Raw genomic sequence first — 21558 nt, 5'->3', positions numbered from 1 at the left:
ACTGGTATAAAGATGATAACCTGCCTGTTGTTAAAGTCATGCTTATCAAATTGATTACCGTAGACAAAAACGTTCTAACTTAAATACAAATATGCTCTAATTACCCCATACTGAAGTAATGAGAAGAACAACACTGGATTTCAAAAATGAAAATCTTTGTGATTAGCCTCAAACGCTCTCCAGAAAGGAGAGATAACATTAAGAGACAATTTGATGTTCTGGGATTAGAGTTTGAGTTTTTTGATGCTGTCGATGGAAGAGTTGAACCCCCACATCCTCTGTTTTCTAACTATAACTACTTTAAGCGGTTATGGTTGACGAGTGGTCGAATGCCATCCAAAGGAGAGTTAGGCTGCTATGCTAGCCATTATCTACTCTGGGATAAATGCGTAAAACTTAATGAATCTATTTTAGTGATTGAAGATGATGCAGCAATAAATAGCAAGTTAGTAGATCTCTTCCCTACGATAGAGAGGAAAGTACATGAGTATGGTTTTTTGAGATTAGAACCAGAGACGGAAAGGTGTCAACTTTTCACTAAAGAATATAACGGTAGTTATCAGATAGCCTTTATGAGTAATAATTTTGGAGGGACACGTTCATATGCAATCTCTCCTAATGCAGCTAATAAGCTATTATTAGGTTCTAAACAGTGGTGTATGCCAGTAGATAACTATATAGGCTCGTTGTATATACATCATATGCCATCTTATTTATTTAAACCTTACGTTGTTGAAAATCCAGAGGACTTTGGAACTACCATCCAATTAAATGAAGAGGCTGAAGCTAAGTGGTTTCGAAAGCCAATTCGCGAGGCCTATTCTATGTATAGAAAGATTATAATGTCTTACCACAATAGAAAAATGATATGATAAATAGTAAAATAAATAAACTTTGGATTAAGGTTGAAGATTTAATCATATATTCACCATTTATTGTGACATTTATGGTTATATTTAACATTCCAGACTCAAAGCATTTTTTTTCTAGGGTTACTATAGTTTCTGCGCTTTACTGTGCAGCGCGATTTTATCCATTATGGAAAGTGGATTTAAAAAAGAAAAAAATAATTATAATTGGCTCCTTTATCTTTTGCGGGTATTTTTTTTTCATGCAATACATTAATGAGGGTAACTCAGATTTTCCTCGTTCGATATTGTACATTTTTCTTTACTTTTTGTTTTTCCCTTTAATAAGGTTTAATCAGAAGTTTGTTTTTTATTTATTAATTGCATCTTCGATTTTTTTGGGAATGAATGCATGTTATCAAGTTTTTTTTCTTGAGATTGATAGGGCTGGTTTTTTAGCTATAAACCCCATACCGTACTCCTATTTTTCAGGGGTTTGTTTAATAGCTTTACTTTATTTCACCTTGAAGTTTAATGATAAAACATTGGCTGAGATAATACTGTCTTTTATTGGGATTTTATTGTCATTTTACTCCATCATCTTAACTCAAACACGAGCAACTTTACTTTCAATATTGATTGTTTTTGTTTTTTTAACTATTTTATCTGTAATTAAGGCTCCATCGCGAGTGAATATTTTCAGCATGCTAATAGGATATATAGTTTTTCCTATGATGCTATGGAGTATTCCAATAGTACAGCAAAGAATAACAGATGCTGTAATTCAGGTTCATAACTATGAAAATAGTGACTATAAGTCATCATCGGGTATACGTATAAAATTGTGGGAGGCTGGTTTAGATATAGCATCAGGTAATATTATATTAGGTACAGAAAGAAATTTGGTAAAGGCTATTTCTTCAGAGAGAATTTCTGATAACATATATCCATATTATTTAAGTGACTTTTTAATTCATCCTAATCCTAATTTTCATAATCAATATATTCAAGCGTTCGTTGATAGTGGGTTATTAGGTTTGATTTTGATTTTGTTTTTTATTTTCTTTCCGAGTGTTTCTTTATTTAATTCTAAATGTTATTGTTCTAAGCTATTTGGTATGTCTATTTCTATGTTTACCGCCATATGCTTATGGTTTGATTCATTATTCTTATATAATCATACGGTAATTTTGTATGGTTTGGTTTGTATGATTCTATTTGGGGTTAGATTTGATGAAAAAGAAAAACTATAAAATTGCATTGCAGTTTTTTGGTCACCTAAGAAGTTATCGTGAAACGTTTCCTTACCAAATAGAACATATTATTTCTGAATATGATTGTGATATATTTATTCATACATGGGAAACAGAAGAGCATAATGATCCAACATGGCATAAATCAGTGCCAGAAAGTGGGCCTATAATTATAACTAATCGTCAAGATTTGATCGAATATTACCAACCTATGGCATTAGAAATTGAAGATAATTCAATTGTTGTTCAGCAAGGCTATTTTAATGGAAATAATAATATTCTTTTACGTTCAATGAAAGCTATGCTCCATTCCCAGCAAAAGGTGAACGAGCTTAGAAGAGAATATTCATTAAGTCATTCTATTGATTATGATTTCGTTATTACACTAAGACCAGATGTCATGCCATTGTGTAGGCTGAATTTGGATGATTATATCCAAGAGTTTGAATTTGCAAAAAATGTGTGTATTCATTTTTCTAATGGTGCGCATCAACACTCACAGGGAAATAAAAAGATATACACTCCTCTTGCGTCTGACATATTTTATATTAGTACTCCTCAGACGATAGATAGTGTATTTAATGGTAATGTGAATTTCTTTAATCGATTTTATATGGACTTTAATAAAGTTAATCTTGGTGGAATTAGTGCTCCCGAGGCAAGCTTTAATGAGATGTTATTACAGTGTGGAGTAATCTCTCGATTTTATGAATTCCCATACGCAGTAGTCAGAACTACTGGTAATAACCATTTGAAAGTTAGTTTTGAAGTAATGGGAAAGTTTGAGAAAAAAGTTGATATGCCAACTTATCTACATGGCCTTGATAGGAAAGAAAAAAAAACCTCTATGTATAAGCTTTTTTCTAAGCTGAGTAACGAAAGAATAGGAAAGATTCAAAAAGAAATTAACCGTTTTAAGCGGCAGTTAGATGCTTTTTCTGATTGGTTAAAGCAGATTAAAGAATCTCGCTGAAGGTTAACTTATCAATAAGTTAATTTTTCCTCCCAGTTGATGTTGTTTTGAATAACTTTGGCTGGGTTACCAACAGCAATAACATTAGTTTCTATTGATTTTGTGAGTGTTGAATTTATCCCCACTATAGAGTTGTTACCAATGTGAACACCTTTTAATATGGTAACATTATCTGCTAACCATACATGCGATCCGATATAAATATTTTTAGCCGAATTAATTCGTTTTCCATCATGTAAAATATCATGACCATCACTGGTCATGATTTTTATATTTCGTGAGAGCATGCAGTCATTGCCGATCTTAAGATTGGTGTTGCGTTCTCGACAAGAGATAAAGCAATTTTGCCCAATAACACAATTGGCTCCTATTTCTAATAGACAATTATTGCCATTGAGCTCGATGGAGACGCCTTTTAAATTTGCACCATCATGAATAATTAGTTGGTTATTATTGCCATTGACATAAATATCGCAATAGCGAATACGAGTATTTTTACCTATTTGAATGCTGTTGTTAGGTTTTACCCGAATTTTATTACGTAGTTTTGCAATTAAACCAAAGCCAGCCATCTGCAACCTCTTATTATTTTTTGTTCATTTTTCTAAATAGATAATTCCCTTTCACTTTTCGCCACAGACCAAAAGTGTCGGTTCTTGGAAAAATCGCAATCCGACGAATTTGATAGGGATCTTGATGCATCAAAAGTGGACCACTGTTGGTCGCTACGGCAAATGGGTAACCTAGCTCCTTAGCCAGTTGTTTAGAGGTTGTATCATGGTCACCATAAGGATAAGCAAAGGAAGTCAGTGGCTCTCCGATTAGCGCTTCAAGTTCGAGTTTGTTGCGTAATATCTCTTCGCGTTGTTCTGATTCGCTGAGCTTACTCAAAAAGGGATGAGTCATCGTATGACCCCCAATTTCTACTAATCCAGAGTCATGTAACGCTTTAACTTGCTCCGGTGACATCAAAGGCACCACTTTTTCTGGGTTGTCACTAACTTCGACATCCCAGCGATTAAAATTCTCGCCAGTCACCACATACACCACGGCTTTAAATTGATACTTTTTGAGCAGCGGTAGTAACAACTCATAGTTGTCGCGATAGCCATCATCAACGGTAATCATGATAAAACGCTTACCCGGTTGTAAGCGATGAATAAATCCCTTCTCGGCTAGGTCTTTAAAGGTTAAAGTTTCAAACCCCATTTTCTTGAGTAACTGAAAATGTTTCTCAAGCTGCTTCACATGTAAATAGGTTCCATGCACCCCTTTTTCGCTGTCATCACGAATAAAGCGATGATACATGATGATGGGGACTTCTCGCTGTAACTTGCTGACGTAGACGGTTTGATAAAGGCTTTCAAGCTCATCAACAATCGCTTGTAAATCATAGTTAAGCCTGATCTGCTCGGTGATCTCTTGAGCACAGTGTGGCTGACTTAGGCCTTGTTCAATTAAAGCGGGAATCTGCTGGAAATCAATCGCCAAATCTTGTGGGCCAATATCACCAAAGTTGGTTGCCATGGCTTGGTTAAGATTTTCCAGTTTGATAATGCCCACACAGCTTGCTTCACCAATCGCAAGGGTCGGGCGGCCACACAGTAGTGCTTCAATCGCGACTCGCCCTGCACCAATCACTAAATCTGATTGAGCCATTACTTGTTCAACGTTAGCGCTGTAGCCGGGAAATGAGACTTTATCTTGCAGTGCGCTAAAACGCTCGGTCAATGGTGTACCAGTGATCACTTGAACTTGGTAGCGGTCGAGGTCTAAACACTCGGTTAGCAACCTATAGCAAAGTTCACCTTTCGGGCCACTGAGTCGGCCAATGATAGAGATAACAGGCTTAGGATTATTGGGTGCAGCGCTGCGTTTAAAGGTACCTGTTTCTATCCCATTACGGCTTACGTGCAGTTGGCTCTCTGGTACATCGAGATCTTTGATTAATTGCTCTCGTATTGCTTCGCAAACAGGCAGTGCTTTATCTCCCATTGCATGGAATTTTTTGCGTGAAGCATGTACCGGTTGACGACCATGTACCGTGGTAACCATAGGGGTATTAGTCAAGCGGCAGGCAATATGGCAACTCCAGCTTGACGCTCGTGAGTGAGCATGGACCAACTGGATCTGATGTTTCTTGATCAGGTAAACCAGATAGGCAACATGCCAAAAGCGCCGTGGGATGCTGCGTTTATTAAAGCGCAGTTTAAAAAATAGGCCATCGCGAGCTTTGGTGAGCGTATCGGAAACATAAAATACCTGATGGCCACGTCGAGTGAGCTCATTACCCACACTAGTGGCGTACACCTCGGCTCCCGTCACTTCGAGTTGGGATAGGGCCATCAAAATATTCATCTAAACTCCAATTTCCACATCTGGTTATACGCCCCTTTAGGAGCCAATTTTTTACACCTTCCCTTTTGGGAGGCAATTCTTCTATTTCTCCCCTCTCTACAAGGGGTTAATTCCGTTTGTTCCTCCCCCTTTTAGGGGGGAGGGGGTAGGAGTATCCCTTACTTTCGATTAATCAGCGCCATATATTCAGCGACACCTTCAGCCACACTCTTGAATTGTACATCACAGCCAGCTGCGCGAAGTTTGGTAAGGTCAGCCTCCGTAAACTCTTGATAAGCACCTTTAAGATGGTCTGGGAATGGAATGGTTTCGACTTCGCCGCGACCATGGAATGTGATCACCGCTTTCGCCACTTCGTTGAACGATTCCGCTTTACCTGTACCACAGTTGAAAATGCCGGATACGCCATTATCTAAAAACCACAAATTGACCGCAGCGACATCGCCGACATACACGAAATCACGTTTGAAGTTCTCACTGCCAGCAAATAGTTTCGGATTTTCACCCGCGTTCATTTGATTGTTCAAATGAAAGGCAACCGAAGCCATCGAGCCTTTATGCTGCTCACGAGGACCGTATACGTTGAAGTAACGAAAACCGGTAATTTGCGATAAGGTTTCACCGTGTTGTTTAGCATCGAGCCATAGGCGTCGCACATAGTTATCAAATTGCTGCTTCGAGTAACCGTAAACGTTGAGTGCACCTTCATACTGCGGCTCTTCAATAAAGGTATCGGTTTCACCATAAGTGGCTGCTGAAGAAGCATAAAGGAAGGGAATTTCACGATCTAAGCAATAATGCAGCAGCTCTTTAGAGTATTCATAGTTGTTGAGCATGACATATTTGCCATCCCATTCTGTGGTCGCAGAGCAAGCACCTTCATGGAAAATGGCGTCAATGGACCCGAAATCATCACCGGCCATGATCTGAGCTAGGAAGTCATCTCGATCCATATAGTCAGCAATCTGTAGGTCAACCAAATTTTTGAACTTACGACCATTTTTCAAATGATCGACGACCAGAATGTCAGTGATACCACGCTCATTAAGCGCTTTGATAATGTTGCTGCCAATCATGCCAGCGCCGCCAGTTACGATAATCATTATGAATTCCTATAGATGCGAACAGTTGCACGCATTATAGCCTGTCATTTTCTTACTGTAATCACAAAATCTAAGCTCCGTCTTTTGAGGGCTCGCCCTGTAAGAGGTTTTGGTTTAAACTCCTTGGCAAAATGCATGTTGTATAACGCTATTAGGAGCGAGACCTAAGGGCGGTAGCGTGTCAAAAATTTGTACTTCTATACTGCAGGAGCAATCAGTGAGTTCATTAGCCAATACCCCTCCCGTTCAGCCGCCACAATACCCACATTACGCCTATCCTGCTAATGATGAAATTGATTTAAGAGAGCTTTTTTCAGCCCTATGGCAAGGAAAGTGGCTAATCATTATGACCACATTGCTTTTTAGTTTGACCGCCATAGGCTATGCATTAACCGCTCAAGAATGGTGGAGTGCCAAAGCAACCGTTAGCCAGCCACAATTGCAAGGTATTGCTAGTTATCAACAGGCGGTAAAGCGTTATCAACCTCTGTTTGATGTGTATCAAGAAGATGGCACCATTATTGTCAGTAATGCATTAGATAGCTTGGTTGCCCCTAAGCTCATTTTTCAGCAGTTTATTCAAACGTTTAATGCTAACGGCACCAAACGCCGCTTTATGCAAAATAACCCTACTTTTTTAACTTTACAAAAGCAGATGCTGGAGCAAACCAATGATCCGGAAGTTATTCAGAAGCTATACGAGGAGTGGTTTGATCGCATTCAAGCATCTGCTGTCGATAAAAACACCAACGACATATTCACCTTAAGCTTTCAGTCTGTCGATAAAGCCAGCAGCCTAACCTTACTTAATGACTATGTTCAGTTTGTTAACCAAACCCTTAATCAGCAGCTCAATGATGATTTAATTAGTACCTTGGCAGCAAAATATGGCGAGTTGACACAGCAAGAGAAGAACTTACTTCAACAAGCACAATTACGTTTACAGGTTGAATTAGAGCGCACTCAATATGCATTAACGATTGCTGAAGCGGCTGATATTAAACAGCCAGTACAAAATTTAGGTGAGCAAGAGCTTTTTGCGATTAATATTGGTAGCCGCGCCTTAAAAGCTAAAGTGGACGCTTTAAAATCGATTAAAGATTTGAGTGTGTTTGAGCCAAGACTGGCTATTTTACAAAGTAAGCTGAGCCAATTTGACTTAGAAATGCTGAGTGCAGAGCCTAAGTGGTCGGTAAACGGTTTTTACTATTTAGACCAACCGGAACAACCACTCACTCGGGATAAACCTAAGCGTGCTTTGATTGTGGTGCTTGGTGGTTTGCTTGGTGGAATGCTGGGGGTGGCGATTGTTTTGGTGAGATTTGCGTTTAAAAGCGAAGAGGAAAAGACTTAAGACTCAGAGTAATCGAAACGTAATAATTAGGTAAGACACTTGGCTCCCTTGCATTCTTGCATTGCGTGAATGCTCGTGTGGTTTTCGTGATTTGATAATTTAAACTAGGTTGGAAAATGTCCAAGAAGAAAGTCTTGACGGTGTTTGGTACTCGCCCAGAAGCAATAAAGATGGCCCCTCTGGTTCATGCATTGGCAATAGATGAGCGTTTTGAAGCTAAATGTTGCGTAACAGCTCAGCATCGTGAAATGCTAGATCAAGTTTTGGAGTTATTTGAAATAATGCCAGACTATGATCTCAATTTGATGAAAGCTGGCCAAACGCTTAATGAAGTAACGACGAGGATCCTATTAGGGTTAAAACCTGTATTAGAAGATTTCAAACCCGATGTGGTATTAGTCCATGGTGATACAGCAACCACCTTTGCAGCTAGCCTTGCCGCCTATTATGAGCAAATTGCTATTGGACACGTTGAGGCTGGTCTGCGCACTGGTAATATCTACTCACCATGGCCAGAAGAAGCGAATCGTAAGCTTACTGGTGCGTTAACTAAGTACCACTTTGCCCCTACAGAGACTTCAAAGCTAAACTTACTACAAGAAAACTACTTAGAACAGAATATTTTCGTAACTGGAAATACGGTGATTGATGCGTTGCTAATGGTGAAAGAGAAAATTGAGCAAAATGCAGATCTCAAAGCTGCCTTGGCCGCACAATTCCCTTATCTGGATGAGAACAAAAAACTTATCTTAGTTACTGGCCATCGCCGTGAAAGCTTTGGTGATGGATTTGAGCGTATTTGTGAAGCGTTGGCACAAATAGCCCAACTGCACCCTGAGGTGCAAATTCTCTACCCAATGCACCTAAACCCGAATGTACGTGAGCCAGTGAATCGCATTCTTGGTAGTGTGAAAAACGCGCTACTGATTGAGCCGCAGCAATACCTGCCTTTTATCTATTTAATGGACCGTGCACATATTATTCTCACTGATTCGGGTGGAATCCAAGAAGAAGCTCCCTCCCTTGGTAAACCAGTGCTGGTTATGCGCGATACCACCGAGCGGCCTGAAGCGGTAGCTGCTGGGACAGTTAAATTGGTGGGGACCGACGTAGAAAAAATCGTCTTCAACATTAGTACCTTGCTGACCGATAGCGAAGCCTATCAAGCAATGAGCTATGCTCATAACCCGTACGGCGATGGTAAAGCGTGTCAGCGAATTCTAGATTCACTGTGCAAGTAGCTCAGGGAAACCGCATGAAGGTCGTCGATATATAAGGGCTGCGGTGTTGCTTAGAATTAGTTACCAATGCTTCCTTAATCTCAGTTTTTTGATGTAACCCGATGAAATTTAAGATCACCTTGTAGATCATTTCAGTTGTTTTGTAATTGCTCCTAGACAATATAGGAGCCTACATATGAGCGAGTTAATCAACCCATTTATGCATTTCCAAATCATTAAAGACTATCGACAAGAAAGCAAAGTAGAACACAAATTATCAGACATTATTTTGCTGACAATTTGTGGTGTTTTGTCGGGTCACGATGGCTGGGATGGCATTATCGATTTTGGTAATGCTCGCTTAGATTTCCTTAAACGATATGGTCACTTTGAAGCTGGAATTCCTTCTGCGGATACGCTGTCTCGCGTGATGGGTATGATTAATCCTGTCGCTTTGCAAAGAAGCTTCATTGCTTGGATGAAGGACTGCCATACACTGACGGATGGTGAAGTGATTGCCATCGACAGTAAAACATTACGCGGCTCTTATGACCGCTCAAAAGGCAAGGGAACGATCCATATGGTGAACGCTTTTGCTACAGCAAATGGAATGAGCATTGGACAACTGAAGGTTGATTCTAAGAGTAACGAGATTACCGCGATCCCCAAGCTACTAGACTTGCTAGATGTAAAAGGCTGCTTGATTACGATTGATGCCATGGGCTGCCAAAAGAAAATAGCGCAAAAAATCCGTGATAAAGAATCGGATTATTTATTGGCGGTCAAAGGCAATCAGGGAATGCTTGAGCAAGCTTTTGATGATTATTTTCGAATGGACATGCTTCAAGACTTCGACGGTAGTTCTTATAGTACCCAAGAAAAAAGTCACGGAAGAATAGAAACAAGAGTGGCTTTAGTGAATCGCGATTTGTCGGTTTTGGGTGATATTGAACATGAATGGCCTGGGCTTAAATCAATGGGCATCGTGGCTTCAATTCGACAAGAATCGGCAGTAGCAACAGAGCAAGATGTGAGTATTCGTTACTACATATGCTCTAAAGAATTGGAAGCTCAAACGTTACTTGAAGCGACACGTTCTCACTGGGGTGTAGAGGTCATGCATTGGTCACTTGATACTGCATTTTGTGAGGACAATTCGCGTATTAGAGCGGACGATCGAGCAGAGGCTTTTGCAAGGATCAGGCAGATATGCTTGAACCTATTAAAGAGCGAAACCACGTTTAAAGGTGGTATCAAACGTAAACGGATGCACTGCGCAATGGACGAAAAGTACCTAAGTAAGGTTCTTGAAAGCCTTACGTGACGGTGATGTTCATGCGGTTTCCGTGGCAAGTAGCTTTGAAAATACCTCCTAGAACCTAATTTATAAACTTCATCTTTAGGACTTATAAACATGTCTTTTGAAACCATTTCAGTGATTGGCTTAGGCTACATTGGTTTACCTACTGCAGCGATGTTTGCATCACGTAAAAAGAAAGTGATCGGTGTGGATATTAATCAATATGCTGTTGATACCATTAATCAAGGTAAAATTCATATCATGGAACCGGATCTAGATATGATGGTGCACACTGCAGTTAGTAGTGGCTACTTAAAAGCGACTACCAAACCAGAAGCAGCAGATGCCTTTCTGATTGCAGTTCCCACACCATTTTTGCCTTGTACAGATGGTGATATTCCCGCACCGGATCTCTCTTATATTGAAGCTGCGAGTAAAGCGATTGCTCCTGTTTTAAAGAAGGGCGATCTAGTGATTCTAGAGTCGACTTCACCAGTTGGTGCGACAGAGCAAATGGCTGAATGGTTGTCTAATGTACGTTCTGATTTAACATTTCCGCAAACACACGGTGAAAAAGCTGACATTAATATTGCACACTGCCCTGAACGCGTTCTTCCAGGGCATGTTGTTCGTGAGCTTATTGAAAATGATCGTGTGATTGGTGGTCTGACTCCAACATGTTCAGAGCGTTCAGTTGAGCTTTACAGGACGTTTGTTCAAGGTGAGTGCCTTATAACTAATGCGAGAACGGCTGAAATGGCTAAACTCACCGAAAATAGTTCTCGCGATGTTCAAATTGCTTTTGCAAACGAGTTATCTATTATTTGTGATAAGCTAGATATTAACGTGTGGGAGCTTATTGCCTTGGCGAATCGTCACCCTCGTGTAAATATTTTACAACCAGGGCCTGGAGTTGGTGGTCATTGTATTGCCGTAGACCCTTGGTTCATCGTTTCAAAAACGCCAGAAGAAGCAAAAATCATTCATGCGGCAAGAAAAGTCAATGATGGCAAGCCAAGCTGGGTTATTAGTAAAACTAAAATGGCTATTGCAGACTTTCTACAAGAGAATACGGATAAAACTGCAAAAGATATTACAATTGCATGCTATGGGTTAGCTTTTAAACCTGATATAGATGATTTGCGAGAAAGTCCTGCAATGCAAATCGTAAAAGAAATCGCATCTTCACATGCTGGTAAAGTTATTGCCGTTGAACCTAATATCCATCAATTACCTAGTTCATTGGAAAAACAAGTAGCTCTACAGAGCTTTGAAGTTGCAAAGGTTACTGCTGATATTCACGTATTGCTCGTTGATCATACTGAGTTTAAATCAGAGCCTTTAAATACAAAGCATTTAGTAGATACAAAAGGTATCTGGCTATGAGTTATCACATTGAAATTCAGCCAGCAGGGGTAAGTTACAGGAGTGAAGATAATTTACTTGATGACGCTCTGAATAGTTCATTTCCTCTAGAACATAGTTGTAAAACTGGTGACTGCGGAGTATGTATAGCTGAAGTTGTATCTGGCGAAATTGAAAACGAGTATGGTGAGTTAGTTACAAGTGGGGCTGTTTTGACTTGCCAGTCGAAGCCAAAATCGAATGCAGTTTTAAAAGCGAATTATTATCCAGAGTTAGCACATCTCAAAGAACAGATTCTGCCTTGTAAACTTGTGAGCATCAATTATCCCGTTAAAGATATTGCAATACTGAGGCTTCGCTTCCCACCAACGAGTAAGTTCGACTACTTACCTGGGCAATATGTTGATTTAATGTTTAAGGGGATAAAGCGTAGTTATTCTATTGCTAATACACAGTCAGACAGTAAAGAAATTGAGCTTCACATACGTCGAGTGCCTCAAGGCAAGATGTCTGAACTTATTTTCGGTCAAGTAAATGAAAATCAACTCATGAGAGTTTCGGGACCGAAAGGCACTTTTTTTATTAGAAACGGAAATGGACCTTTAATATTTGTTGCGACAGGAACGGGAATTGCACCTATCAAGGCGATGACTGAACAGCTGATAAAATGTCAAGATACAAGGAGTATCTATATTTATTGGGGGATGCGTTACATTACAGAATTATATTTTGAGGAATTGCACGAGTTGGCGAACTCCTACGAACATATCCATTTTTCTCCTGTCTTGTCGAGAGAAATGAACAGTGGAAAATATCGAAAAGGTTATATACAAGATGCAGTGCTAAGTGATTTTAGCTCTTTAGAAAATGTTTCCGTTTATGCTTGTGGGTCACCAAATATGATCAAATCAGCAAAGGCACTCTTAATCGAAAATGGCCTACCATCAGAGCATTTTTACTCTGATGCTTTTATACCTGCAAAATAATTACCAAAGTGAGTTGGAGAACAAATGAAAGCAGTAATTTTAGCAGGCGGCTTGGGTACACGCTTAAGTGAAGAAACCGCCGTTAAGCCAAAACCTATGGTAGAAATTGGTGGTATGCCAATCCTTTGGCACATCATGAAGCAGTATTCTACTCATGGTATTAACGATTTCGTGATTTGCTGTGGTTACAAGGGGTATGTCATCAAAGAGTATTTTGCGAACTACTTTTTGCATATGTCTGATGTGACTTTTGACATGAAACAAAATGAAATGATCGTTCACCGTAAGAGAGCCGAACCATGGTCTGTGACGTTGGTGGATACTGGTGATAATTCTATGACGGGAGGTCGCTTGAGACGTGTTGCTGAGCACGTTAAAGATGAACAAGCCTTTTGTTTTACCTATGGCGATGGTGTCGGTGACATAGACATCCAAAAAACGATCGATTTTCACTTTTGTCATGGTAAAAAAGCGACGTTAACCGCGACGTATCCACCAGGGCGCTTTGGTGCACTCGATATTCAGAAAGGCCAAGTCAACAGTTTTAAAGAGAAACCTAAAGGTGACGGAGCCATGATCAATGGTGGTTTCTTCGTACTGTCGCCTCAAGTTCTTGATTACATCGATGGTGATAGTTGTGTATGGGAGCAATATCCATTGAATCAGCTGGCAGAAGAGGGGGAGCTCATGGCCTATGAGCACCAAGGCTTCTGGCAGCCAATGGATACATTGCGCGACAAAGTCTACCTTGAAGAATTATGGCAAAGTGGCAAGGCCCCTTGGAAAAATTGGGAGCGATGATGAATCCTGCATTTTGGCAAGGTAAACGTGTATTTATTACGGGTCATACTGGTTTTAAAGGTGGTTGGCTTTCACTATGGCTTCAAGAAATGGGCGCGTTAGTGAAAGGCTATTCCCTTTCAGCACCTACCACTCCTAGCTTGTTCGAAGAAGCCAAGGTATGGGCAGGCATGAACACAGAAGAAGGCGACATTCGCGACTTTACACATTTACGACAAAGTATGTACGAGTTTAAGCCAGAAATTGTTTTCCATATGGCTGCTCAGCCACTGGTTCGCCTTTCATATCAACAACCGATGGAAACCTACTCCACCAACGTTATGGGAACGGTGTACTTGTTGGAGGCGGTTAAGCAAATCGGTGGTGTTAAGGCAGTGGTTAACATCACGTCGGATAAGTGTTATGAAAACCGTGAATGGGTATGGGGTTATCGCGAAGATGAGCCTATGGGGGGCTATGATCCTTACAGCAACAGCAAAGGCTGTGCAGAGCTCGTTGCATCCGCTTACCGCCAATCTTTCTTTAACAAAGAACAATACACTCAACATGGTTGCGCATTAGCGTCGGTTCGTGCGGGTAATGTGATTGGGGGTGGTGATTGGGCAGAAGACCGCTTAATCCCTGATATGCTTAAAGCTTTTTCTCAAGATCAGAGCGTTGAAATTCGAAGCCCGCACGCAATTCGCCCTTGGCAACATGTGCTAGAACCACTGTCTGGTTACATTGCCATTGCAGAAAAACTGTATACCGATGGCCCAGACTATGCGGAAGGCTGGAATTTTGGACCGAAAGATGAAGACGCAAAGCCAGTTGAGTGGATCGTCAATCGCTTGAGAGAGTATTGGGGGAATGGTGCGCAATGGCACTTGAGTGCGGGAGAGCATCCTCATGAGGCGCATTACCTTAAACTGGATTGCTCAAAGGCGAAAATGCGCCTTAAGTGGCAGCCTGTTTGGGATTTAGACACCACATTAGAAAAGATCGTCGCTTGGCAAAAAGCATGGCTTGCAAAAGAAGACATGCACCAATACACGATCAATGAAATCAAACAATATATGAAAGCACGAGTAGGTAAAGAGTAATGTCGAAAGAACAGTTGAGAAGCCAGATCGCTGAGTTAGTCGCTCAGTATGCTGCGATTGAGTTTGCGCCGAAGATGTTTATCGGCGGTGAGAGTGTCGTGCCGCCATCAGGTAAAGTACTAGGAGCAAAAGAGCTACAGTTGATGGTTGATGCATCGCTCGATGGATGGTTAACGACAGGGCGCTTTAACGAACAATTTGAAAAGCGCTTAGCAGAGTATATTGGTGTTCCTTACCTATTAACCACAACTTCTGGCTCTTCAGCAAACCTACTCGCTTTGACTGCGCTGACATCCCCTAAGCTTGGTGACCGTCAATTAAAACCGGGTGATGAAGTGATTACCGTCGCTGCCGGCTTCCCAACAACGGTGAACCCAACGATTCAAAATGGTTTGGTACCAGTTTTTGTCGATGTAGACATTCCGACATACCAAATTAAGCCAGAAATGATTGAAGCAGCGGTCTCTGAAAAAACCAAAGCCATCATGGTTGCGCATACATTGGGTAATACCTTTGATCTGACCGAAGCTCGCCGTGTCGCAGATAAGTACAACTTGTGGTTAATTGAAGACTGTTGTGACGCACTGGGTTCAACCTATAACGGCCAGATGGTCGGTACATTTGGTGATATTGCGACAGTAAGCTTCTACCCTGCCCACCACATTACAATGGGTGAAGGTGGCGCCGTATTTATGAAAGATAAAGAACTGCGCAAGCTGGTTGAATCATTCCGTGACTGGGGGCGTGATTGTTACTGCCCACCGGGTTGTGATAATACTTGCGGTAAACGTTTTGACCAGCAGTTAGGCTCGTTACCGGATGGTTATGACCACAAATACACCTACTCGCACTTAGGTTACAACCTAAAAATTACCGACATGCAAGCAGCCTGTGGCCTCGCTCAGATGGACCGTGTCGAAGATCTCGTGCAGAAACGTAAAGATAACTACGCCTACCTAAGAGCGGGCTTGGTCTCATGTGAAGAGTTCATTATTCTGCCGGAAGCAACAGAAAACTCGGATCCATCTTGGTTTGGTTTCCCAATCACAATTCGCCCTGAGAGTGGCATTGAGCGTGTGGATCTATTGAAGTTCATGGATCAATTCAAGATTGGTACTCGCTTACTCTTTGCGGGGAACTTAACCCGTCAACCCTATTTTGAGCATGTGAATTACCGCGTGGTTGGTGAGTTAACCAATACAGATTTAATTATGAATAATACTTTCTGGATTGGTGTATACCCAGGCTTAGCTAAGGAGCAGTTAGATTTTGTGATTGAGAAATTCGAAGAATTTTTTGGTGTAAGCTTTTAGACATTAATGATATGGAAACAGTGTTAATAACTGGAGGGACAGGGTTTGTAGGAAAAAGACTTGTTACCTCACTGCTAAATAAGGGTTATAAGGTAATTCTTTTAGTCAGAAAGTCTTCGGATATCTCGGTTCTAGATGTCTCTTCAGATAGCTTAAAGTTATATTATATAGAAGATAATTTAGAACTCACATTTAGTGAGAATACGATTGATTTCGTATGTTTTCTTGCATGTAATTACGGTCGAAATGGCTCCATATTTGATGTGTTTGAGACTAATTTGAATTTACCTATGGCCCTGTTGTCGTTATGTTCAAAGTATCATGTAAAAAGGTTTATTAATACTGATAGCTTTTTTAGCAAATCAGGAAACGGAACATATCTTAATGAATATTGTGAAAGCAAAAAAATGCTCTTGTTTTGGCTAAAGCAGCAAAGCCAAGTTAAAGTGATTAATTTAGTTCTACAACATGTATATGGTCCAGGTGATAACACGACAAAGTTTTCGTATTGGCTGCTTAGCCAGTTTATGAATGGCAAGAAGAACGTAGATTTAACAGAAGGTGATCAATCAAGAGATTTCATTTATGTAGATGATGTCGTAAGAGCGTTTGTCTCAGTTATAGAAAATGAAAGTAATTTACCATTTTATATAGAGTTAGTAGTAGGAACTGGAGAACTATCCACAATAAAGGAGTTCGTAAAAACTATGAAATCACGCTTTACCTATCTTAAGGGGAATTGTGACACTAAACTTAAATTTGGAGCTATAGAGAGACCGGATGATGGAATCGAGCCGATTCCAACCAATCTAGAACAGTGGAAGTTTATCGGTTGGAAGCCACAATACTCTTTGATTGAGGGAGTAACAAAATTCATCGAAGAAGAGCTTGAGTTTGAAGTTAAGTAGTTTTTTAAAATTGGGGGCGACAGAAGCTCTCTGTAAAGGTGGAAACATCTTAATAAGTTTGATACTTGCTGCTGTATTTTCTCCGGAAGAGTATTCAACAGTTGTCAAACTTATTTTACTAGAAGTTGTTTTTATTGAAACCTATCTGTTCGGTCAACATCATTCAGTATTGAAAGGTTATGACTTCTCTAATACTCTGATTTCGGTTGTGAAATACAGTGTTTTCAATGGTATAGCTCTTCTAGCTGTTGGGTATTACGTGTTTAACTCATTGCTGCTTGTATATCCCCTTGTTTTTTCAATACTCTTCCAAGCGTCGGCAAAGTTATATACAACAAGGTGTAGGTATTTAGGGCGAAATGATGAATATAACCGAGTTAGAATAACAGAACAGCTCTTGCGGTTGATATCGATAGTTTCACTATGCTATTTAGGCGGAAACGCTCAATATTATTCAGTAGGTGCATTAGTTGGTGGAATGATGATCATGCTAGTCCTATATTCTAAGAAAAATGAGCTAACCAATTTCCATTTAGATGATTTATTAAGGTTAAATTTTCGGAGTGAACACATAAGATTTGGTCTACCGTTAGGGATTCATGCCTTTGCTGGCGCACTATACGTAATAATAGATAAGGTACTTGTCGGCAGTATGATGTCAACTAATGATCTTGCGGTATACGCATTCACTAGTACGATTGCTATGTCTCCTTTTTTTGCTCTAAATGTAATTTCTTTAGCATTTACACCGAAGATATACAGCTGTAACGGAGGTGCATTATTATCTGTTCGACTTAAACAATTTTTTATAACCTCTATAGCATCAATTTTTTTGATTTATATATTGCTAATCCTAGTTATTTATCCATACATTTTAAGTTTTTATGATGATACATATCATCAAGGAAAAGAGTTTTTTAACTTTTTTATAATTGTGTTAGTTCTTCAAGCACTATCAAACACATTTCTCTACGGGCTAGCTGCTGTCAAGTTTGTAAAGTTAGTTCCACTTGTGACTATTTCTGGTTTAACCTTGAATTGCATATTAGGTATGTTATTGGTACCGCACTATTTTACAAAGGGAGTGTTAGCTTCATTTATAATTGCAGAAGTGTTTGTTTGTTTCATGCTATATGGATTGTTTAAGAAATCTCAGAATAAAATTAAGTATATCTGTGATCATTGAAGATGCTTGATTTTCGATAAAATCAGGATCATGCTACGTGTCATGAAAATGGTACTCACTCCTGAGCAAAAGCAGCAACTAGAACAGATGCACGACAGTGAGGGTGATAGTAATGTGTGCGATCGTATAAAAGCAGTTTTGCTGGCTTCTGAGGGCTGGAGTAAAGATCTCAAGCTCTTCGTACACGGCCCGCGCATGTTATTGACGCACTCTTTTGTCAAAATTCGGGATAAAATTTTAAGAAATAGATTGAATTAGCGATCTTGACGTGATCTTATACTGTTAAAGATAAAGCAGGATAAGACGAGTATGGATTACAGTGAATTTAAAGAGCATTTTAGCATATTGAGTGATACTCGTCAGGTAAGAAAATCGACCTATAATTTCTTCGAAGTGATGTTCCAGGTGGTGACAGCGATGCTGTGCGGAATGAAGACTTGGGATGAAATCGAAGGCTTTGGTGAGGAAAATTTAACCTGATTTCGTAAGTTTAGTGACTACTCTTCTGGTCAGGGAAACCGCATGAAGGTCGTTGATATATAAGGGCTGCGGTGTTGCTTAGAATTAGTTACCAATGCTTCCTTAATCTCAGTTTTTGATGTAACCCGATGAAATTTAAGATCACCTTGTAGATCATTTCAGTTGTTTTGTAATTGCTCCTAGACAATATAGGAGCCTACATATGAGCGAGTTAATCAACCCATTTATGCATTTCCAAATCATTAAAGACTATCGACAAGAAAGCAAAGTAGAACACAAATTATCAGACATTATTTTGCTGACAATTTGTGGTGTTTTGTCGGGTCACGATGGCTGGGATGGCATTATCGATTTTGGTAATGCTCGCTTAGATCTCCTTAAACGATATGGTCACTTTGAAGCTGGAATTCCTTCTGCGGATACGCTGTCTCGCGTGATGGGTATGATTAATCCTGTCGCTTTGCAAAGAAGCTTCATTGCCTGGATGAAGGACTGCCATACACTGACGGATGGTGAAGTGATTGCCAACAGTAAAACATTACGCGGCTCTTATGACCGCTCAAAAGGCAAGGGAACGATCCATATGGTGAACGCTTTTGCTACAGCAAATGGAATGAGCATTGGACAACTGAAGGTTGATTCTAAGAGTAACGAGATTACCGCGATCCCCAAGCTACTAGACTTGCTAGATGTAAAAGGCTGCTTGATTACGATTGATGCCATGGGCTGCCAAAAGAAAATAGCGCAAAAAATCCGTGATAAAGAATCGGATTATTTATTGGCGGTCAAAGGCAATCAGGGAATGCTTGAGCAAGCTTTTGATGATTATTTTCGAATGGACATGCTTCAAGACTTCGACGGTAGTTCTTATAGTACCCAAGAAAAAAGTCACGGAAGAATAGAAACGAGAGTGGCTTTAGTGAATCGCGATTTGTCGGTTTTGGGTGATATTGAACATGAATGGCCTGGGCTTAAATCAATGGGCATCGTGGCTTCAATTCGACAAGAATCGGCAGTAGCAACAGAGCAAGATGTGAGTATTCGTTACTACATATGCTCTAAAGAATTGGAAGCTCAAACGTTACTTGAAGCGACACGTTCTCACTGGGGTGTAGAGGTCATGCATTGGTCACTTGATACTGCATTTTGTGAGGACAATTCGCGTATTAGAGCGGACGATCGAGCAGAGGCTTTTGCAAGGATCAGGCAGATATGCTTGAACCTATTAAAGAGCGAAACCACGTTTAAAGGTGGTATCAAACGTAAACGGATGAACTGCGCAATGGACGAAAAGTACCTAAGTAAGGTTCTTGAAAGCCTTACGTGACGGTGATGTTCATGCGGTTTCCGTGCTTTTATCCAGAATTACGGATCATTTTCAGATATTGAAACCTGCACCTTCAAGTTGAACGCGTATGGCAGAAGTATAATAGAGTTCTGGGATAATCTTTAATCGAGTTTGTAAAAAACTTAATCAAGAAGTTTTCTAAAATCTAGAAAAGTGTTGGAATCTTTATAGAGAACTGACTGATGTGCTTAGTTAAATTGCACAAATGCGAGTGTTAAATATAGAAATGATGTATGCGATAGATTCGAACAATATTTTGTAAATTTTATCATTGCTTTATTAAGGAGAGCATCTGTGAATTTTTCTTTGATGGATATACTATGTTCTTAGTTTTTTTATTCATATTTAATATCCTTTCGTTTATAACCTTAAAGCTGAATGTATTAAATTGGGAGTCAATAATACCCGCGTTAGTCTTTACAGTATTTACATTAATATTAGCACTGAAAACATTCTATGACAGGTATTTGGTAGTGGCTTTTAATCCAATAAGAATGTTTCTGATTATATTTAGTCTTCAAGTGACTCTAGGAGCGTGGGGTTTTTCACAAGGTTGGGTAATAGTTGAAAAAGACTTAATCGACTACCAGAAATGGGATTACTTTTCTGAGAATGTGGCTATTTTGTTGGCTATGATGTCTGTAGTATTTTACGTAGATACAAAATTCTCAAAGAAATACATAAAATACTCTATCAATATTAGTGGGCATTTAAATGAAATTCAATTAAACAGAAATAGAATACTTCCTATATTTATACTGTCTGTATTTTTTATCATTAGTTTAGATTTGTCTTTTTTTGGTTCTGAAGGTGATCTGGCAATTTTACCAAAAACATTAGTTGCATTATCTATTTGTATATTAATTCAGAAGTTAAAGCTACCATTTCGTGTTATTAGTTATGCATCAATAGTGATTTTTTTCGCTATGTTTTCGATTAATGAAAAGAGAGAAGCTATATATCTTTTATTCCCGATTATTTGGATTGAGTCAATACTTAGGGCTCATATAATCAACTTTAAAATATTGCGCTATTTGACTTTGATTTTTTTCTTAGTATTTTTACTTATTATAATGATGTCAATTGCTAGAGGGTATGGAGGCTATGGTGAATTTGATAATCTTGTCGATACAATACCTTACATAAAAAATTACATATACTCAGATGTTTTCGTATCTGCAGTGTTAAATAATATAGAAGCTTCGTACACTTTCTTTCATACCTTAAACTCGTTTGAGCTAATCAATGACGATTTCACAAGATTGGCTGCAGGAACAACGATTATAAAGCCTTTTTTTATATTATTTCCAAGAGAAGTTTTTTATTTTAAGCCAGATAGTATCCTCGAGCTGTATACTCGCATAAATGATCCATCAGGAAGAGAGCTTGGTGTTTCATGGCTAATCAGTATTTTTGGTGAGGCATACTGGAACTTTCACTTAATGTCTATAGTTGTAGTGTACGTAATTTTTTATCTTTTTAGTAAGTACTTCATAAACACAGTAAGAAAAGTAGATTCCTCTAAATCTATCTGTAATTTTATATTTCCGATGTATGTGTACATATGTTTTTTAACGTTAGCTAGAGGCTCCGGCTTCGATCAGTTTTTTGTATATATTATTATTGGTGGTACATTATATTTTTTACTTACAAAACTATTTACCTTAATAAGAAGTTGAT

The 21558-nt window shown here is 39.4% G+C and carries 19 protein-coding genes and 1 pseudogene; 17 read left to right on the top strand and 3 right to left on the bottom strand.

The features are described from left to right. Positions 1–146: 146 nt before the first annotated feature. From EPB59_RS11770 to EPB59_RS11760, 3 genes are read left to right on the top strand one after another with little or no spacing between them, the layout of a single operon-like run. Positions 147–872: a glycosyltransferase family 25 protein gene (locus EPB59_RS11770; RefSeq protein WP_154172896.1), complete on the top strand. Its 726-nt coding sequence runs from the start codon at positions 147–149 to the stop codon at positions 870–872. Continuing rightward, entirely contained in the window at positions 869–2101 is a 1233-nt protein-coding gene (locus EPB59_RS11765) for an O-antigen ligase family protein (protein ID WP_154172894.1), read from the top strand. The genes EPB59_RS11770 and EPB59_RS11765 overlap by 4 nt, the downstream gene beginning before the upstream one ends. After that, positions 2082–3074, top strand: coding sequence for a hypothetical protein (locus tag EPB59_RS11760; RefSeq protein WP_154172892.1), 993 nt, complete (start codon positions 2082–2084; stop codon positions 3072–3074). Before EPB59_RS11765 ends, EPB59_RS11760 begins: the two co-directional genes overlap by 20 nt. An 11-nt stretch (positions 3075–3085) precedes the next feature. Here EPB59_RS11760 and EPB59_RS11755 read toward each other — a convergent pair whose 3' ends face one another. The 3 genes from EPB59_RS11755 to rfaD all read right to left on the bottom strand — a co-directional run bounded on the left by EPB59_RS11755 (position 3086) and on the right by rfaD (position 6535). Beyond that, positions 3086–3646: an acyltransferase gene (locus tag EPB59_RS11755; protein WP_195706995.1), complete on the bottom strand. Its 561-nt coding sequence runs from the start codon at positions 3644–3646 to the stop codon at positions 3086–3088. Between the two features lie 13 nt (positions 3647–3659). Then, positions 3660–5432: a polysaccharide deacetylase family protein gene (locus EPB59_RS11750; protein WP_154172888.1), complete on the bottom strand. Its 1773-nt coding sequence runs from the start codon at positions 5430–5432 to the stop codon at positions 3660–3662. Between the two features lie 158 nt (positions 5433–5590). Continuing rightward, the gene (gene rfaD, locus EPB59_RS11745) at positions 5591–6535 is read right to left on the bottom strand and encodes an ADP-glyceromanno-heptose 6-epimerase (protein WP_154172886.1); all 945 of its coding nucleotides are present in this window, start codon (positions 6533–6535) and stop codon (positions 5591–5593) included. A gap of 217 nt (positions 6536–6752) precedes the next feature. Here rfaD and EPB59_RS11740 point away from each other — a divergent pair, with 217 nt between their 5' ends. From EPB59_RS11740 to EPB59_RS11675, 14 genes and pseudogenes are all read left to right on the top strand, one after another. Then, positions 6753–7889, top strand: a complete 1137-nt coding sequence (locus tag EPB59_RS11740) for an LPS O-antigen chain length determinant protein WzzB (RefSeq protein WP_154172884.1) — start codon at positions 6753–6755, stop codon at positions 7887–7889. Between the two features lie 116 nt (positions 7890–8005). After that, positions 8006–9130 (top strand): non-hydrolyzing UDP-N-acetylglucosamine 2-epimerase, encoded by a 1125-nt coding sequence (wecB, locus tag EPB59_RS11735; RefSeq protein ID WP_154172882.1) that lies wholly within the window; start codon positions 8006–8008, stop codon positions 9128–9130. 175 nt (positions 9131–9305) lie between these two features. Continuing rightward, positions 9306–10433 carry an ISAs1-like element IS1358 family transposase gene (locus tag EPB59_RS11730; RefSeq protein ID WP_154172880.1) on the top strand — a complete coding sequence of 376 codons (1128 nt, stop codon included), beginning with the start codon at positions 9306–9308 and terminating at the stop codon, positions 10431–10433. 90 nt (positions 10434–10523) lie between these two features. Further along, entirely contained in the window at positions 10524–11795 is a 1272-nt protein-coding gene (wecC, locus tag EPB59_RS11725) for a UDP-N-acetyl-D-mannosamine dehydrogenase (protein WP_154172878.1), read from the top strand. After that, the gene (locus EPB59_RS11720; RefSeq protein ID WP_154172876.1) at positions 11792–12760 is read left to right on the top strand and encodes an FAD-binding oxidoreductase; all 969 of its coding nucleotides are present in this window, start codon (positions 11792–11794) and stop codon (positions 12758–12760) included. The genes wecC and EPB59_RS11720 overlap by 4 nt, the downstream gene beginning before the upstream one ends. Positions 12761–12784: 24 nt before the next feature. Further along, entirely contained in the window at positions 12785–13561 is a 777-nt protein-coding gene (gene rfbF, locus EPB59_RS11715) for a glucose-1-phosphate cytidylyltransferase (protein ID WP_154172873.1), read from the top strand. After that, positions 13561–14643 (top strand): CDP-glucose 4,6-dehydratase, encoded by a 1083-nt coding sequence (gene rfbG, locus EPB59_RS11710; protein WP_154172871.1) that lies wholly within the window; start codon positions 13561–13563, stop codon positions 14641–14643. Before rfbF ends, rfbG begins: the two co-directional genes overlap by 1 nt. Next, the gene (gene rfbH, locus EPB59_RS11705; RefSeq protein WP_154172869.1) at positions 14643–15956 is read left to right on the top strand and encodes a lipopolysaccharide biosynthesis protein RfbH; all 1314 of its coding nucleotides are present in this window, start codon (positions 14643–14645) and stop codon (positions 15954–15956) included. Before rfbG ends, rfbH begins: the two co-directional genes overlap by 1 nt. An 11-nt stretch (positions 15957–15967) precedes the next feature. Continuing rightward, positions 15968–16864: an NAD-dependent epimerase/dehydratase family protein gene (locus EPB59_RS11700; protein ID WP_154172867.1), complete on the top strand. Its 897-nt coding sequence runs from the start codon at positions 15968–15970 to the stop codon at positions 16862–16864. Then, positions 16851–18050: an oligosaccharide flippase family protein gene (locus tag EPB59_RS11695; RefSeq protein WP_195706994.1), complete on the top strand. Its 1200-nt coding sequence runs from the start codon at positions 16851–16853 to the stop codon at positions 18048–18050. The genes EPB59_RS11700 and EPB59_RS11695 overlap by 14 nt, the downstream gene beginning before the upstream one ends. 42 nt (positions 18051–18092) lie before the next feature. After that, positions 18093–18215 (top strand): annotated as a pseudogene (locus tag EPB59_RS11690) (IS630 family transposase); the annotation flags it as partial. A 144-nt stretch (positions 18216–18359) separates the two neighbouring features. After that, positions 18360–18530: a transposase family protein gene (locus EPB59_RS11685; RefSeq protein WP_154172863.1), complete on the top strand. Its 171-nt coding sequence runs from the start codon at positions 18360–18362 to the stop codon at positions 18528–18530. 202 nt (positions 18531–18732) lie between these two features. Next, positions 18733–19857, top strand: coding sequence for an ISAs1-like element IS1358 family transposase (locus EPB59_RS11680; protein WP_154172861.1), 1125 nt, complete (start codon positions 18733–18735; stop codon positions 19855–19857). A 494-nt stretch (positions 19858–20351) separates the two neighbouring features. Next, entirely contained in the window at positions 20352–21557 is a 1206-nt protein-coding gene (locus EPB59_RS11675) for a hypothetical protein (protein WP_154172860.1), read from the top strand. Position 21558: the final 1 nt, after the last annotated feature.

Origin of the sequence: Vibrio metoecus, assembly GCF_009665255.1 — a bacterium.
Taxonomy (GTDB): domain Bacteria; phylum Pseudomonadota; class Gammaproteobacteria; order Enterobacterales; family Vibrionaceae; genus Vibrio; species Vibrio metoecus_B.
This window is presented reverse-complemented; position numbering and strand designations above follow the sequence as displayed.